Annotated in this window: 14 protein-coding genes; 6 read left to right on the top strand and 8 right to left on the bottom strand. The window is 35.0% G+C overall.

All coding sequences use genetic code 11. From position 1 onward, the window contains the following. Window positions 1-91 precede the first annotated feature (91 nt). From EM308_RS08615 to EM308_RS08605, 3 genes are read left to right on the top strand one after another with little or no spacing between them, the layout of a single operon-like run. Window positions 92-805 carry a glycosyltransferase family 2 protein gene (locus EM308_RS08615; protein WP_035637956.1) on the top strand — a complete coding sequence of 238 codons (714 nt, stop codon included), beginning with the start codon at window positions 92-94 and terminating at the stop codon, window positions 803-805. Then, window positions 805-1437, top strand: a complete 633-nt coding sequence (locus EM308_RS08610; RefSeq protein ID WP_035637954.1) for a lipid-A-disaccharide synthase N-terminal domain-containing protein — start codon at window positions 805-807, stop codon at window positions 1435-1437. Before EM308_RS08615 ends, EM308_RS08610 begins: the two co-directional genes overlap by 1 nt. Continuing rightward, window positions 1418-3052, top strand: a complete 1635-nt coding sequence (locus EM308_RS08605) for an ArnT family glycosyltransferase (protein ID WP_035637952.1) — start codon at window positions 1418-1420, stop codon at window positions 3050-3052. The genes EM308_RS08610 and EM308_RS08605 overlap by 20 nt, the downstream gene beginning before the upstream one ends. Before the next feature lie 85 nt (window positions 3053-3137). On the opposite strand, the gene EM308_RS08600 is transcribed toward EM308_RS08605, so the two are convergent. After that, complete coding sequence (locus EM308_RS08600; RefSeq protein WP_035637950.1) at window positions 3138-3365, bottom strand: hypothetical protein; 228 nt, start codon at window positions 3363-3365, stop codon at window positions 3138-3140. A 121-nt stretch (window positions 3366-3486) separates the two neighbouring features. After that, on the bottom strand, window positions 3487-4866 hold the full coding sequence (locus EM308_RS08595) for an MATE family efflux transporter (RefSeq protein ID WP_035637948.1): 1380 nt from the start codon (window positions 4864-4866) through the stop codon (window positions 3487-3489). 335 nt (window positions 4867-5201) lie between these two features. Between EM308_RS08595 and EM308_RS08590 the strand changes: the two genes are divergently transcribed. Beyond that, on the top strand, window positions 5202-5714 hold the full coding sequence (locus tag EM308_RS08590) for a hypothetical protein (protein ID WP_035637946.1): 513 nt from the start codon (window positions 5202-5204) through the stop codon (window positions 5712-5714). An 81-nt stretch (window positions 5715-5795) separates the two neighbouring features. Here EM308_RS08590 and EM308_RS18065 read toward each other — a convergent pair whose 3' ends face one another. Continuing rightward, window positions 5796-5945: a hypothetical protein gene (locus EM308_RS18065; protein ID WP_156101360.1), complete on the bottom strand. Its 150-nt coding sequence runs from the start codon at window positions 5943-5945 to the stop codon at window positions 5796-5798. Between the two features lie 16 nt (window positions 5946-5961). Here EM308_RS18065 and EM308_RS08585 point away from each other — a divergent pair, with 16 nt between their 5' ends. Further along, a complete protein-coding gene (locus tag EM308_RS08585) occupies window positions 5962-6792 on the top strand; it encodes a DUF6929 family protein (RefSeq protein WP_035637945.1) in 831 nt (276 codons plus the stop codon). A 229-nt stretch (window positions 6793-7021) separates the two neighbouring features. Here EM308_RS08585 and mtaB read toward each other — a convergent pair whose 3' ends face one another. Next, entirely contained in the window at window positions 7022-8350 is a 1329-nt protein-coding gene (gene mtaB / locus EM308_RS08580; protein WP_035637944.1) for a tRNA (N(6)-L-threonylcarbamoyladenosine(37)-C(2))-methylthiotransferase MtaB, read from the bottom strand. A 519-nt stretch (window positions 8351-8869) separates the two neighbouring features. Here mtaB and EM308_RS08575 point away from each other — a divergent pair. Then, entirely contained in the window at window positions 8870-9391 is a 522-nt protein-coding gene (locus tag EM308_RS08575) for a hypothetical protein (RefSeq protein WP_035637943.1), read from the top strand. A 72-nt stretch (window positions 9392-9463) separates the two neighbouring features. On the opposite strand, the gene EM308_RS08570 is transcribed toward EM308_RS08575, so the two are convergent. The 4 genes from EM308_RS08570 to EM308_RS08555 all read right to left on the bottom strand — a co-directional run bounded on the left by EM308_RS08570 (window position 9464) and on the right by EM308_RS08555 (window position 13181). Further along, window positions 9464-11056 carry an ABC-F family ATP-binding cassette domain-containing protein gene (locus EM308_RS08570; protein ID WP_035637941.1) on the bottom strand — a complete coding sequence of 531 codons (1593 nt, stop codon included), beginning with the start codon at window positions 11054-11056 and terminating at the stop codon, window positions 9464-9466. 185 nt (window positions 11057-11241) lie between these two features. Then, window positions 11242-12054 carry a Cof-type HAD-IIB family hydrolase gene (locus tag EM308_RS08565; RefSeq protein ID WP_035637939.1) on the bottom strand — a complete coding sequence of 271 codons (813 nt, stop codon included), beginning with the start codon at window positions 12052-12054 and terminating at the stop codon, window positions 11242-11244. 74 nt (window positions 12055-12128) lie between these two features. After that, window positions 12129-12347, bottom strand: a complete 219-nt coding sequence (locus EM308_RS08560) for a putative signal transducing protein (protein ID WP_035637937.1) — start codon at window positions 12345-12347, stop codon at window positions 12129-12131. A 102-nt stretch (window positions 12348-12449) separates the two neighbouring features. After that, window positions 12450-13181 (bottom strand): DEAD/DEAH box helicase, encoded by a 732-nt coding sequence (locus EM308_RS08555; protein WP_081907306.1) that lies wholly within the window; start codon window positions 13179-13181, stop codon window positions 12450-12452. Window positions 13182-13193 lie beyond the last annotated feature (12 nt).

Genomic DNA, 13193 nt, shown 5'->3' with positions numbered 1-13193 from the left:
CCAAAGCAGAGTTTCGAAAAATTAAACCAAATGTGATAAAATCAATCATTTTTACTAAAAATAAAATACTTTTGTCGAAACTTTCCCTAATATGAACTTTGAATTAACAATCATTATCCCTGTCTATAACGAAGAGGACAATCTTGACCGCGTACACCAAGAAATGAAACAGTTTTTGTCTGTTTCTAAAAAAAAGACTAAAATCCTGTTTGTCAACGATGGATCCAAGGATAACAGTCAAACTTTAATCGAAAAAATCTGCAAAGACACTGACGAATTTACTTTTATTTCTTTCGAAAAAAATACTGGATTAAGCGCCGCCATCAAAGCCGGTTTTGATTATGCCGATACGCCGTGGGTGGGTTATATTGATGCCGATTTGCAAACTGCACCAGAAGATTTTAATATTCTAATGGAATTTTCCGGAGAATATGACTTAGTTACAGGAGTTCGTTCCAACAGAAAAGATTCTTTTACTAAAAACATGTCTTCGACCATTGCCAACGGTATCCGAAGAGCTTTTACGGATGATGGTATGGACGACACAGGTTGTCCCCTGAAAATAATCCGTACGGATATGGCAAAAAAAATACCAATGTTCAACGGATTGCACCGTTTTTTACCAGCCATGATTTTGTTGCAAAATGGCAAAATAAAACAAACACCAGTAAGACATTTCCCGAGAGTAGCAGGAGTATCCAAATTCAATCTTTGGAACCGATTATTGGGTCCATTACAGGATTGTTTTGCGTATTTGTGGATGAAGAAAAAGTACATCAATTATAGCGTAGCAAAACAAGGATAATGAACAACATCGTCATTTATTCCATAGGATTCATTGCTCAGATACTGTTTTCGAGCAGAATGATTTTGCAATGGATTATTTCTGAAAAAAATAAAAAAGTATTGACCCCTATTTTATTTTGGGAAATCAGTTTGTTTGCTTCTTTTTTACTATTTGTTTATGGTTATTTTCGCCATGATTTCTCTATTATGCTGGGGCAAACTATTACTTATTACATTTACATTCGTAACATTCAGTTGCAAAATGATTGGAAAAAACTTCATGTCGCCCTCCGATGGTTCATCCTGTTATTTCCGGCTTTTATCGTTTTGTACGGCTACAACAATAACATCTATGATTTAGACAATTTGTTACGAAACGAGGCTATTCCAAAATGGTTACTTTGGACAGGAATCATCGGGCAGGTATTATTCACATTGCGCTTTGTTTACCAATGGATTTATTCCGAAAAGAAAAAAGATTCCGTTTTACCATTGGGCTTTTGGATAATTAGTTTGACGGGTTCTTTAATTATTTTTGTTTACGCCATAATCCGTAGAGACCCTGTATTATTAGCGGGGCACGCCATAGGATTAATCATTTATTCGAGAAATATAGTAATCATAAAAAAAGATGTCAAAATTAATTCATAATTATACTTTTTGGCTTTTTATAGTAGCCTGCTTGATGCTTTTCCCGCATTTGGATGTTATCGAAACCAACATTATGGAATCCCGAAACTTCATTACGGCCAGAGAAATGGTAACCAATAACCATTGGATTCTAACCACCCTAAATGATTTGCCTCGCTACGAAAAACCACCATTGCCAACATGGATAACCGCCATTTCAGGAATTGTTTTTGGTTTTGAAAGTATGTACGGAATGCGTGTTCCGGTTGCATTAATCACATTACTGCTCGTATTTGGTGTTTATAGACTTTCTGAAAAATTGGGTTTATCCAAAAAACAAAGCTTTCACAACGGTTTGATTTTGATTACCTCTTTCTATATCTATTTTGCTGGAAGAGACAATCAGTGGGATATGTACACCCACAGCTTTATGGTGATCTGTATATTGTTTTTATGGGATTTATTGAATGATGCAAAAAAACCGTTTTTCAATACAGTCATGGCGGGATTATTTTTTGGATTTTCTTTTTTAAGCAAAGGACCCATTTCAGTTTATGCTTTGTTTTTACCTTTCTTAATTGCTTACGGATTCACCTATAAATTTCAGCTAAAAGACAAAAAACTATATCTCTTTTTAGTTCTTGTGATAGGCTTAATCATCGGTTTGTCATGGCCTTTGTATGTAAAATGGACCGACCCGGAAACCTACTTAAAAGTGACCAAAATAGAAAGTAGCCGTTGGGGGAACTACAATACCAAACCCTTTTACTATTACTGGAGCTTTTTTACCCAAAGCGGAATTTGGACAGTTCCCGCATTTATTGCCTTGCTTTATCCATATTTGAAAACCAGAGTTAGTAATCTGAAAACTTATCAATTTACCTTAATCTGGACATTGGCATCGGTAGTTTTGCTTTCGATAGTACCCGAAAAAAAATCAAGATACTTATTACCTGTTTTGATTCCGATGGCTTTGAATACAGGGTTTTATATCGAATATCTGATAAATCAATTTAAAACTATCAGTCTGAAAAAAGAAAAAACAAGTATCTATTTTGCTTTTGGACTTATCGTCTTGATTTGTTTTGCGATTCCGATTGCCATTTTCTTTATTGCAAAAAAAGACATCAGCGGATTTAAATTTTGGTTCATCGCATTGACGTTATCTTTATTTGCAATCGGGTATGTTTTGTTTACCAATCTCAAAAACAAAAATTTCACAAAAGTGTTTTATGCGGTGATAGCTGTTCAGGTGGCGGTGGTGGTTTTTGGAATACCTTTTACCAACCTGCTTTTGAAGAATCCTGATTATGCTAGCGCGAAAGCCATTAGGGAAAAAGAAAAAAGTCTTGGCGTTAAAACCTATGAATTAAACTCATTTACGCCCGAAATCATTTGGGATTACGGTTCCAGTATTCCTCTTTTATTTAGTGAAGAAACTCAAAAACTAACCTTACCTACAGAGAATAAATTTGGTTTACTGGTCTTGGAAACTGACAGTATTAACTCCAAAAAAGAATTTCAGAATTACAATCTTGAAAAGGTTTCATATATCGATTTGAACCACGTACCGAAAGAGGCCAAAAAACACAACGACCGATTGGTTCGAATATACTATATCGTTACGAAGAAGTGATTAGAATTTAACCACAAAGTTCACAAAGTTTTTTGGAAAATCTTTGTGAACTTTGTGGTTAATAATGTATCTCCTACAATTGGTATTATTCCTCGTAACGAGCTATTTCTCTATCGTAAAATTCATTAGCTTGAACAATAAGTCCTTCCATTTCGGCGTTTAATTCGGCTTCATCAAGGTCTTCGGCTTCTTCCATAAATTCAACCTCATCATCCTTTAGGTTGATGATAAATCTTGGATAATCCAAATGAATAATAAAAATATCATCCGGAAAATCTGTATTGTCTCCCAATAAAAATTTTGGTAATTCCATCGTTTGTTTGTTTTAATATAAGGCTGTAAAAGTACACTTTTTATTGAAATTCTCTTTTTTAAATAACAAAGTATAAAGTGTGAAGAATCTGTTGAAAGTTTTCATTTAAAACAAAAATCCATTATTCTCCCTTCTCCAAAACCATTTTCCTAGTCAACCTCGCAAAGCGTATATACAAAAACAGCGCGGCAGCAGTAAGTCCTGCCAAAAGGCCAATCCAAACCCCAACCGCTTTCAAATCAGTATATTTCCCTAAGTAAAAAGAAATCGGGAAACCTACAATCCAATACGCCACAAAAGTAATGTACATGGGAATTTTCACGTCCTGCATTCCTCTCAAGGCACCTAAAACCACCACCTGAACTCCATCTGAAATCTGAAAAATGGCAGCAATCAACAATAATTTTGAGGTAATTCCAATAATTTCGGCGTTGTCAATCGCTTGGGTTGGGTCATCCATATTCAGAAACAAATGTGGTAGAAAATTATGCAGCGTAACAAAAACGAGAGCAAAAAAAGTTTCAACAATTACAACCAATAAAAAAATCGAACGTGCCACAACAATCAGGTTTTTATAATCTGCCAAACCTTTGGAATGACTCACCCGAATCATAGCCGTAACGCTCAAACCCATCGCTACCATGAAGGTTGACGAAGCCATTATCAAAGCAATTTGGTTCGCCGCCTGGCTGTTTTTTCCCAATGTGCCAGAAAGCCAAATCGCCGCCGTAAACAATGTCACTTCAAACAGCATTTGCATCGCCGACGGAATTCCCAACGCAACTATTTTTTTTACAATTGATTTTTTGATTTCTTTGAAAGTAAAATTTTTAAAATACGGTTTCATAATAGCATTATGTTTCATCAAATAATGCATGAAAACCACCATCATAATTCTGGAAATAACAGTTCCCAAAGCAGCACCGATTACTCCTAATTTTGGAAAAATCCAAAATCCATAAATCAATACGTAATTAAAAAATATATGCACCACATTTGCCAAAATAATAGCGTACATAGAATATTTAGTCAAAGATAATCCGTCTGCAAACTGTTTGTAGCCTTGATACATCACAACTGGAATCAGTGAAAAAGCTACCCAGTCAATATATGGCGCCGCCAACACAACTACTGCTTCAGGCTGATCCATAAAGTACATCAATTGCTTGGACAACATCGTCACCAAACACAACGAAACGCCCAAAACAGTACACAGCAACAATCCATGATGAAAGGTAGTCCTAATTTTCTTTTGGTTTTTCTCGGCATCCGCTTCGGCGGTCAAAGGCGTTATTGCTGTCGAAAACCCAATCCCGATTGCCAATGCCAAAAAGATAAAACTATTCCCCAAAGAAACGGCCGCCAACTCGGTTGAACCCAAATTCCCAACCATATAATTATCCACAATTCCTATCAAAGTATGCCCGAGCATCCCCAGAATTACAGGGTAAGCAAGTTTAATATTGTAAGCGAATTCTTTGGTGTATTGTGAAAAAGTCATTTTGTACTATTTGAATCGGCAAAGATAATCAGAACCTTTCAATTGCATTCAAACTCGTTAAAATTAATATTTCCAACTTAGCTACTAAGTTCACTAAGCGAGAATTATGAACACAAAGTTTAGTAATCCTTGTGCTTCTTTGCGTGCCTAATATCTATCAAAAACGCAAAGAAATTAGCTATGAACTTGGTGCCTTTTTTGTGTGACTTGTGGTTAAAAATCAACTAATCACATAATAATTCAAGTATTTACAGGTTTATATCCTTAAGTTATTAGTCTTACAATTTGTAAACTAAATAGCAATACGCCTCAAATTATTAATTAAAATTTTTAGAATGAAAAAAACGAAAATGTTACTCGTATTAGCAATCTCAGTATTTTTTGTTGGGAATGTAGAAGCTCAGGAAACAAATAAAGAATCGACAGTTTACGAAAAAGGTTTCCGTTTGGGACTCGGCTTAAATGGTGGTCTGCCTTATAACAACGATTTTCACAACTGGTCATTGGGAGGAGACGTAAGACTTCAGTATAATTTAAGCAAAAAAACTTCAGTTGCTTTAACTACTGGTTTCACTAATTTATTCAGAGGAAATGATATGAAAGATTTGGGTTTTATTCCTATTAAAGCAGGGTTTAAAGGTTTTGTTTGGAAAAATAAATTCTATCTATTAGGCGAAGTTGGCGGCGGAATTGCTGTCACTAATGGTTATAACCAAAATACCTATTTATGGGTTCCAGGAATTGGATATGCGACTAAATACATTGACGTGAGTTTACGGTATGAAAATTATACTGAATATAATACCGATCAATTTGCCCTTCGCGTGGCTTATGCTTTCAAATTGTAAAACCAACCGATTTTTACTCTATTTTTCAAAATAAAGACTCAATTTCTCACGACCTCCAAAAAAAGACTAATTTTGAGGAGCTTAATCCGGCTGTTCGTTGTAATCTTTTTCAAGAACCGCTATTTTTTCTAAGTCCTTGCAAGAGCTTCCGTTGGTCGCTTTGCCGGAACAAGAAAAAATGGCAGTTCTTTTCAAAAGGATTTCCACTTCCATCCGGGCTAGGGCATACATTTTCAAAACAACTTATATGGAAAAATTCACACTCGAACTGTTGTTTCATATTATCGGAATCGGTTCGGCTTCGGGGCTTATCTTCAAAGACAATAACTTATTTATCATAGGAGACAATAGCGGTTTTTTATACGAATACAATATCGACTCCAAAGACCTGCATCGCCACGGAATGATAGAAAACCCAACCGAAAATATCGCAAAAAGTGACAAACCCGATTTTGAGGCGATTACACATTTTGGCGATACACTCTATGTTTTTGGTTCGGGTTCTACAGAGAAAAGGAATAGATTGGTTCAAATCAACACTGCCGAAAAAAAAATAAGCTACGATGAACTCACCAATTTGTATGCGGTTATGCAACAATTTGGCGAAATAAAACCCGAAGATTTCAATATCGAAGGGGCTGTTTACACTGGTGAAGAATGGTATTTATTAAACAGAGGCAACGGAAAATCGGGTAAAAATGTACTCTTCACCATTCAAGGCAAAAACCTGATTAACGAATTCAGCATCGTTGCCAATAATTATAAATTACCCAAAATAAAAGGAGTTCGCAGTAGTTTCACCGATGCTGTTGCACTTGATGATAAAATTTATTTTTTGGCTACCGCCGAAGACACTGATTCTACTTATAATGATGGTGAAATTCTAGGAAGTTTCATTGGTTGTATTGATGCCAAAACCATGAAGATTACTTTTACCAAAAAAATCAGTGATTCTCACAAATTTGAAGGGCTGACTGTTTACAAAAATTCCTCCGATACAATTGAATTCCTTCTTTGTGAAGACAACGATACCGAAATTTTGGAAACTAATATTTATAAATTGAGTTTAAAAAAGTAAGTAATATTTTGGAGCCACGGAATTAAGAGCTTTTCTTTCAGACAAAAAAATTAACCGCAAAGGTCACAAAGAATTACGCAAAGTTCGCTAAGCTTTGCATTCATAGCGTTTCCTTTGCGCTCCTTGCGGTTAAAAATTAGTCCGAGATGTATGGTATGGATTGTCACCAATAAAAAAACTGCTCAGTTGAAACAACCAAGCAGTTCTCATTATTTTATTTTTTATTGGACTAAACCAATTGTGAGACAAACTCCATTCTCACACTGCCGTCTTCATCGATTTTTGTCAAATTGATTTCATGCAACGTATTTACCAATTCCGGATTCCAAGGCGTTTTTACTTTTACATAATTTTCGGTAAAACCGTGAATATAGCCTTCTTTATTTTCTCCTTCAAAAAGTACAGTTCTTGTACTTCCCAACTGGCTTTCGTAAAAAGCACGGCGTTTTTTCACCGATAAACCTCTTAGCATTTTGCTTCGTTTGGCACGGACATTAGAAGGAACAACGCCTTCCATTTCGACTGCTTCTGTATTATCTCTCTCCGAATACGTGAAAACATGCAGATACGAAATATTCAATTCATTAAGGAAATGATACGTTTCTAGGAAATGTTCATCGGTTTCACCAGGAAAACCAACAATCACATCCACACCAATACAGGCATCCGGCATTACTTCGCGAATCTTATTCACTCGTTCCGTATATACTTCACGCAAATAACGGCGTTTCATCAATTTCAAAATATCATTGCTTCCTGATTGTAACGGAATATGGAAATGTGGCACAAAAGTTCTGCTTTTTGACACAAATTCGATGGTTTCATTTTTCAACAAATTAGGTTCGATGGATGAAATACGCAACCTTTCGATTCCTTCTACTTGGTCAAGAGCCTGAACTAATTCCAGAAAAGTATGTTCGTGTTTTTTGTTCCCAAATTCTCCTTTGCCATAATCACCAATGTTTACGCCGGTCAAAACAATTTCTTTTATATTTTGTTTCGAAATTTCGTAGGCATTCTTCAATACATTTTCCAATGCATCACTTCTCGAAATTCCTCTGGCAAGCGGAATTGTACAATAGGTACATTTATAATCGCAACCGTCCTGCACTTTGAGAAAAGCACGGGTTCTGTCCCCAATCGAATAACTGCCAACGTAAAAATCGGCTTCGGCTATCTCACAGGAATGCACTTCTCCAAAATCATTCTTCGATAAATCATTGATATAATCCCCCAATTTGAATTTTTCGGTGGCACCAAGAACCAAATCCACTCCATCAACATTGGCTAATTCTTCGGGTTTCAATTGCGCGTAGCAACCCACGGCAGCGACAAAAGCTTTGTCGTTCAGCTTCATCGCCTTGCGAACCACTTGTTTGAATTGTTTATCGGCATTCTCTGTAACCGAACAAGTATTGATAACATACATATCGGCCACTTCTTCAAAATCGACGCGGTCAAAACCTTCATCTTCCAAATTACGTGCGATGGTCGATGTTTCTGAAAAGTTCAGTTTACAGCCTAAGGTATAAAAGGCTACTTTTTTTCTTTTTTCCATAATTACCTTAAACTAATGAAATCGTTGTCAAAAAATTTAAGTGCGCAAATTTACAAACAAAAATCAACACTATAAAACCGTTGATTGCTTATATTCCTATCATTTTCAATCGTTAAATAACTACAACGTTATATTACTATTGGAACAGATATAGAAATCTACATTAAAAAAGCTTTATTTTTTCTTTCCCGTTTTGTTTCTATCTATTTTAATAGTATTTTCACATCTCCAAAAACGATTTTAAAACGGCATTTCCTTCATCATTACCAAAATAGGGTAACGCTTGTATGCTTCCAAAATTTCGAAAATCGATTATTTCTAAAATTTTTTCTGCCAAAATGAAATAATAAATGATTTTATCAGTTGTATAAAGAACTTATAAAGGTATTGGCGTTGCATCATTATATTTTTTTAATAGACTTTCGAAAAATCAAATTTTACAAAAAAATCTATTTAATATTAATTAATGGGACTGCCGAAAACCATAAAGAGTAGGTCAAATTTTAATAGTACAAAAAAATGAAATCATTCCGTCTCACAATCTCCCTACTATTCATTACTATTTTTGCTCATGCCCAAGCTCCTGCAACGATAGCAACTAAAAATCCTTTTCCAACAATAAGTACTTTATCAAATTGGGCTAGCTATAATTCACAGGAAAAATTCAATATTGACGTAAGAAGTCTTGGTTTCAAATTTGAAGAAAAATCAGTTGAGGCAGCTTCAACCGCCTATACTTATATCCGAAAAGTTACAGTAGACAACATAAACTATACAGACAGAATCGTTTACAGAATTGCCAATGACAACTCGGCGAGCATCATTTCACTTGTAACCGCTTCAACCGATTTGGTTTCTTTTTTCACACCTCAATTGACTGGTTATAAAACGGGTAAATGTGACAACGAAATGTCCAAAGACAAGAAAACCACCTGTACTTGCTATGATAATGGAAAATTTGTCATCGATGTATGTGACGAAAGAGTAAAACTGACAATGGGAGACGGAAATAATTATTTTATTTCGGTCGCCAAAAAATAACTGATATTCAATAACCTACACTCTTACCCCCCTACCCCCGATAAACCGTTTTGTTTTACTACGAAACGGTTTTTATTTTGGGAGTTCTATTGCACGTTCAATATTTATTTGTCCCAAAAATGTTTCATCATGAGATACAACAATCAAAGTTCCTTGGTACTCGTTTATGGCTGTAGTCAATATTTCAACATTTTGAATATCTAAATTGTTTGTCGGTTCGTCCAGAATAATAATATCAGGTGATTCGCTGTTAATTGTCAAACAGCAAAGCAACAAACGCATTCTTTCTCCGCCACTCAACTCACTACAGGATTTGTCCCAATCATCTTTGGAAAACAAAAAACGGTTAAGCCTCATCTTGATTTCGTGCTCCTGCAGTGCAGAAATATTGAACTCTTCAGCTTGTTCGTATACTTTCAGTTTATTTTCAAGCAAGGAATAATCTTGGTCAATGTAAACTGATTTATTTTCTGCTCTATAAATTATTCCTGTTTGCTGTTCTATATTTCCTAAAATAAGTTTTATCAAAGTTGTTTTTCCCGAACCGTTTGTTCCTTTCAGAGCAATACGTTCACCACTTAAAATTTGAAAATCCATGTTGTTTTTCCAAAGCGGTTGTGCGCTGTAAGCAAAATTGATGCTTGTTGCCGCGAACAAAATTTTCCCTTTGTGCAACGCTGAATTATCAAAACCGAATTTAATTTTATCAATTTCAGGCAAAGAAGAACGAAGTTCCTGTAAATCTTGAGAAATCCCTCCAATCTTTTCCGCGTGAACATTCTTTATTTTTGAAGTGCTGTTTTCGGCATTGTTTCTCAAAGTGTTCATCATTATTCGGGCAACACCTGATTTTTCTTGTTTGCCTTTTCCCCGACTGTCTAATTTTTGAAGTCTTTCAATCGTTTCTCTTTCTTTTTCTTTGGCTTTTCGCAATGATTTTTCCTTACTTTGAATATCTTTACTCAAAGCATTGTTTTCAACTTGCTTTTGTACTTTGTAAAAATCATAATTACCACCATAAACTTTAATTCCATTTTTGCTTAATTCAAAAACGGTGTCCAAAAGATTGAGTAATTTTTTGTCGTGGCTAACAACCATCAATGTGCTTTTTGTCGATTGGATAAAGTCATACAAAAGTTGTCTGCCAGAAATATCCAAATGATTACTTGGCTCGTCTAACAAAACCAATTCGGGTTGATGAATCGAAATACCCGCAAGAAAAACTTTTGTTTTCTGTCCGCCACTTAATGTTTCCATCTTTTGCGACAAGCAAAAATCGGCCAATTGCCAATGCTGCAAGGCGTCATTGCAGCGGTCTTCAATAGTCCAATCATCGTCAAGCAACGAGTAATTTTTTTCGGTTACATTTCCGTTCAAAATTTCTTTCAGCGCATTGAGTTTTTTATCAATTTTCAACGCCTGAGCAATAGTCAAATGATTGTATTGACCGAAAATTTGCGGAATATAATAAGGCTGAACATCTGCACTTTGTAGTCCGCCTGAATATTGAAGATCATTTGCAATAATTTTGAGAAGTGTGGATTTCCCAATTCCGTTATTGCCTATTAACGCTGTCTTTTCGTGTTTATTTACCGTAAGATTGATATCACAAAACAGCAAATTTTTGTTTGGGTGTGTATATGAAATATTTTGAAGAATAAGCATAATTTCTTTTATTAAAATGAAACAACACAACAACCACAAAACGGTTGCTGTCCTAGTTTTACCTAAAAGAAATTATTTTTCACATTTCGTCTTTACTTAATTTTTTGTGTATGCAAATATACTGTTTTTCTGTTTAACGCAGTCGGTCGTTATTTAGCACGTAAATAGCCAAACCTGATTGGAATTTAATTCAAAATAAACCGTCTGATTACTTCAGCAACACCATCATCATTATTCGAAGCCACAATAACATCTGCTTTATCTCTCAATTCAGGTGTCACATTATCCACCCAAACACCCAATCCAGCGTATTCTACCATGGTTAAATCGTTTCCTGCATTTCCAACGGCAATGATTTCACTCTGATGAATATCCAATTTCTTAGCCAATTTTTTCAAACTATGCGCTTTGTCAATTCCCTGTTGTGCCACTTCAAGAAAAAACGGCTTAGACATAGACACACTCAAATGTGGCATAGCCTGTTTCAAATCGTCTTCAACATTTTTTAAATAAGATGGCTCTTCAAGCAAAATACATTTCACCGCATTCGATTGCACAGCATCCTTGAAATTATCTACTTTATTGTGTGCCAAACCTGTAATGTGTTTTTCGATTTCAATAAATTCTGAGTCGGTTTCACTAACAATTTCATCATTTACATAAGTAATGATATGTGTATTTGTTTTTTGACTATAATCATACAATTCGTGAATTTGCTCTTTGGTCAAAGTTTGCTCAAACAGAATTTTATCTTCTTTCAAATCGGTAATTACAGCGCCATTATAGGAGAGCATATAGGAATTATAAAAATCCAATTTCAGTTCTTTGGCATATTTTGTCATTGCCAAAGTAGGTCTTCCGGAAGCCAAAACAACATAAACTCCTTTTTCCTGAGCCTTAAAAATCATTTCTTTATTCTCATCAGATATAGTGTGATCGTCTGTCAACAACGTATCATCCATATCCAAAACAATCATTTTATATTCTACTTCTTTCATTGTACTTTTTTACATAAAAAAACCTTGATACATTAAGCCTCAAGGTCTTCAAAAATTAAATTCTTTTAATTTAATTAGATACTCAACCTGAATTCTTCGATGACAGGATTAGCTTTTGCAAAATCCTTTTCTTCAATAAACACTTCAACAGCTGAGTCCGAATTTGGAAAACCTGACATCCTTGCCGATTGAATGTTATTTTTCACCAAAGTCTCCACACCTGCAGCTTCTATTTTCTCTTGCAAAGCCAATGCCAAAATTTCACTTCCCGAAAAAACTTTCATTAATCCCATACTATTTTTTATTTTAAATTATTTGCATCTCAAATCATTAAACAAAAAAAGCATGAAATTATTGCTACTACAAATCCAGCTTCCCGTCTTCTGATTTATTAATTATTCCTCTTCTTCACCATCAATTTCTTCCTCTTCTTCAAAATCATCTACATCTGGTGTAACTGATTCTTCTTCATCAAAATCTTCTTCATCTTGGTCATATTCCTCTTCGTCGTATTCCTCTTCAAAATCAAAAACATAAGGCTCAACCAACATTTTGTCGGCTAGAATTTCAATTCGTTCAGTCAAACGATCAGTAAAAACAAGACGCTGAGTTTTGGCAATACTGTTTGAAATTCGCATGATTTTTGTTTCATGGCGCATTTTCAGAATCTCGTCAGCGTCATCGAGAATAAACATTCTCAATCGGTTTACATTATATCCAGCTGTACTAAACATATCACTCAACTTAATTGGAGTCCCAATAAGAACATCGATACCTGCCGAAATATAATTTTTATCATAATCCATATCGCCTTTTTCATGAACACCGTAAACCCTCAAATTGGTAAATTTTCCAAATTTTTCAAAAAGACTTTCCAACTCCTGAACTTTGGCTTTGTCTTCCACAATTATTAAGGCTCGAGGGGATTCCTCTCCTTCACAAACCAATTGCTGAATAACATTAATCACAATAGCGGTTGATTTTCCAGAACTTTTGGAAGAAACGATAATCGCATCAGCACCACTTTTTATGGTTGAAAAAGTTTCTTTTTGCATTTCATTGGCTTCCGTCAACCCACAATCGATTAAGGCTTCCTGCAATACTTGATTTATTTTCTTTAGTTTCATTTCTTATATATT

It is taken from the genome of Flavobacterium gilvum, assembly GCF_001761465.1.
Taxonomy (GTDB): domain Bacteria; phylum Bacteroidota; class Bacteroidia; order Flavobacteriales; family Flavobacteriaceae; genus Flavobacterium; species Flavobacterium gilvum.
The sequence above is the reverse complement of the archived record's forward strand: the minus strand, read 5'-3'. Positions and strand labels throughout refer to the sequence as shown.

What these genes read in the sequence shown, in the direction of transcription:
- EM308_RS08575 (WP_035637943.1), top strand. Translation starts at nt 8,870, where the DNA reads ATGAAATCATTCCGTCTCACAATCTCCCTACTATTCATTACTATTTTT.
- EM308_RS08600 (WP_035637950.1), bottom strand. Translation starts at nt 3,365, where the DNA reads ATGGAATTACCAAAATTTTTATTGGGAGACAATACAGATTTTCCGGAT.
- EM308_RS08555 (WP_081907306.1), bottom strand. Translation starts at nt 13,181, where the DNA reads ATGAAACTAAAGAAAATAAATCAAGTATTGCAGGAAGCCTTAATCGAT.
- EM308_RS08615 (WP_035637956.1), top strand. Translation starts at nt 92, where the DNA reads ATGAACTTTGAATTAACAATCATTATCCCTGTCTATAACGAAGAGGAC.
- mtaB (WP_035637944.1), bottom strand. Translation starts at nt 8,350, where the DNA reads ATGGAAAAAAGAAAAAAAGTAGCCTTTTATACCTTAGGCTGTAAACTG.
- EM308_RS18065 (WP_156101360.1), bottom strand. Translation starts at nt 5,945, where the DNA reads ATGTATGCCCTAGCCCGGATGGAAGTGGAAATCCTTTTGAAAAGAACT.
- EM308_RS08610 (WP_035637954.1), top strand. Translation starts at nt 805, where the DNA reads ATGAACAACATCGTCATTTATTCCATAGGATTCATTGCTCAGATACTG.
- EM308_RS08605 (WP_035637952.1), top strand. Translation starts at nt 1,418, where the DNA reads ATGTCAAAATTAATTCATAATTATACTTTTTGGCTTTTTATAGTAGCC.
- EM308_RS08590 (WP_035637946.1), top strand. Translation starts at nt 5,202, where the DNA reads ATGAAAAAAACGAAAATGTTACTCGTATTAGCAATCTCAGTATTTTTT.
- EM308_RS08565 (WP_035637939.1), bottom strand. Translation starts at nt 12,054, where the DNA reads ATGAAAGAAGTAGAATATAAAATGATTGTTTTGGATATGGATGATACG.
- EM308_RS08585 (WP_035637945.1), top strand. Translation starts at nt 5,962, where the DNA reads ATGGAAAAATTCACACTCGAACTGTTGTTTCATATTATCGGAATCGGT.
- EM308_RS08570 (WP_035637941.1), bottom strand. Translation starts at nt 11,056, where the DNA reads ATGCTTATTCTTCAAAATATTTCATATACACACCCAAACAAAAATTTG.
- EM308_RS08595 (WP_035637948.1), bottom strand. Translation starts at nt 4,866, where the DNA reads ATGACTTTTTCACAATACACCAAAGAATTCGCTTACAATATTAAACTT.
- EM308_RS08560 (WP_035637937.1), bottom strand. Translation starts at nt 12,347, where the DNA reads ATGGGATTAATGAAAGTTTTTTCGGGAAGTGAAATTTTGGCATTGGCT.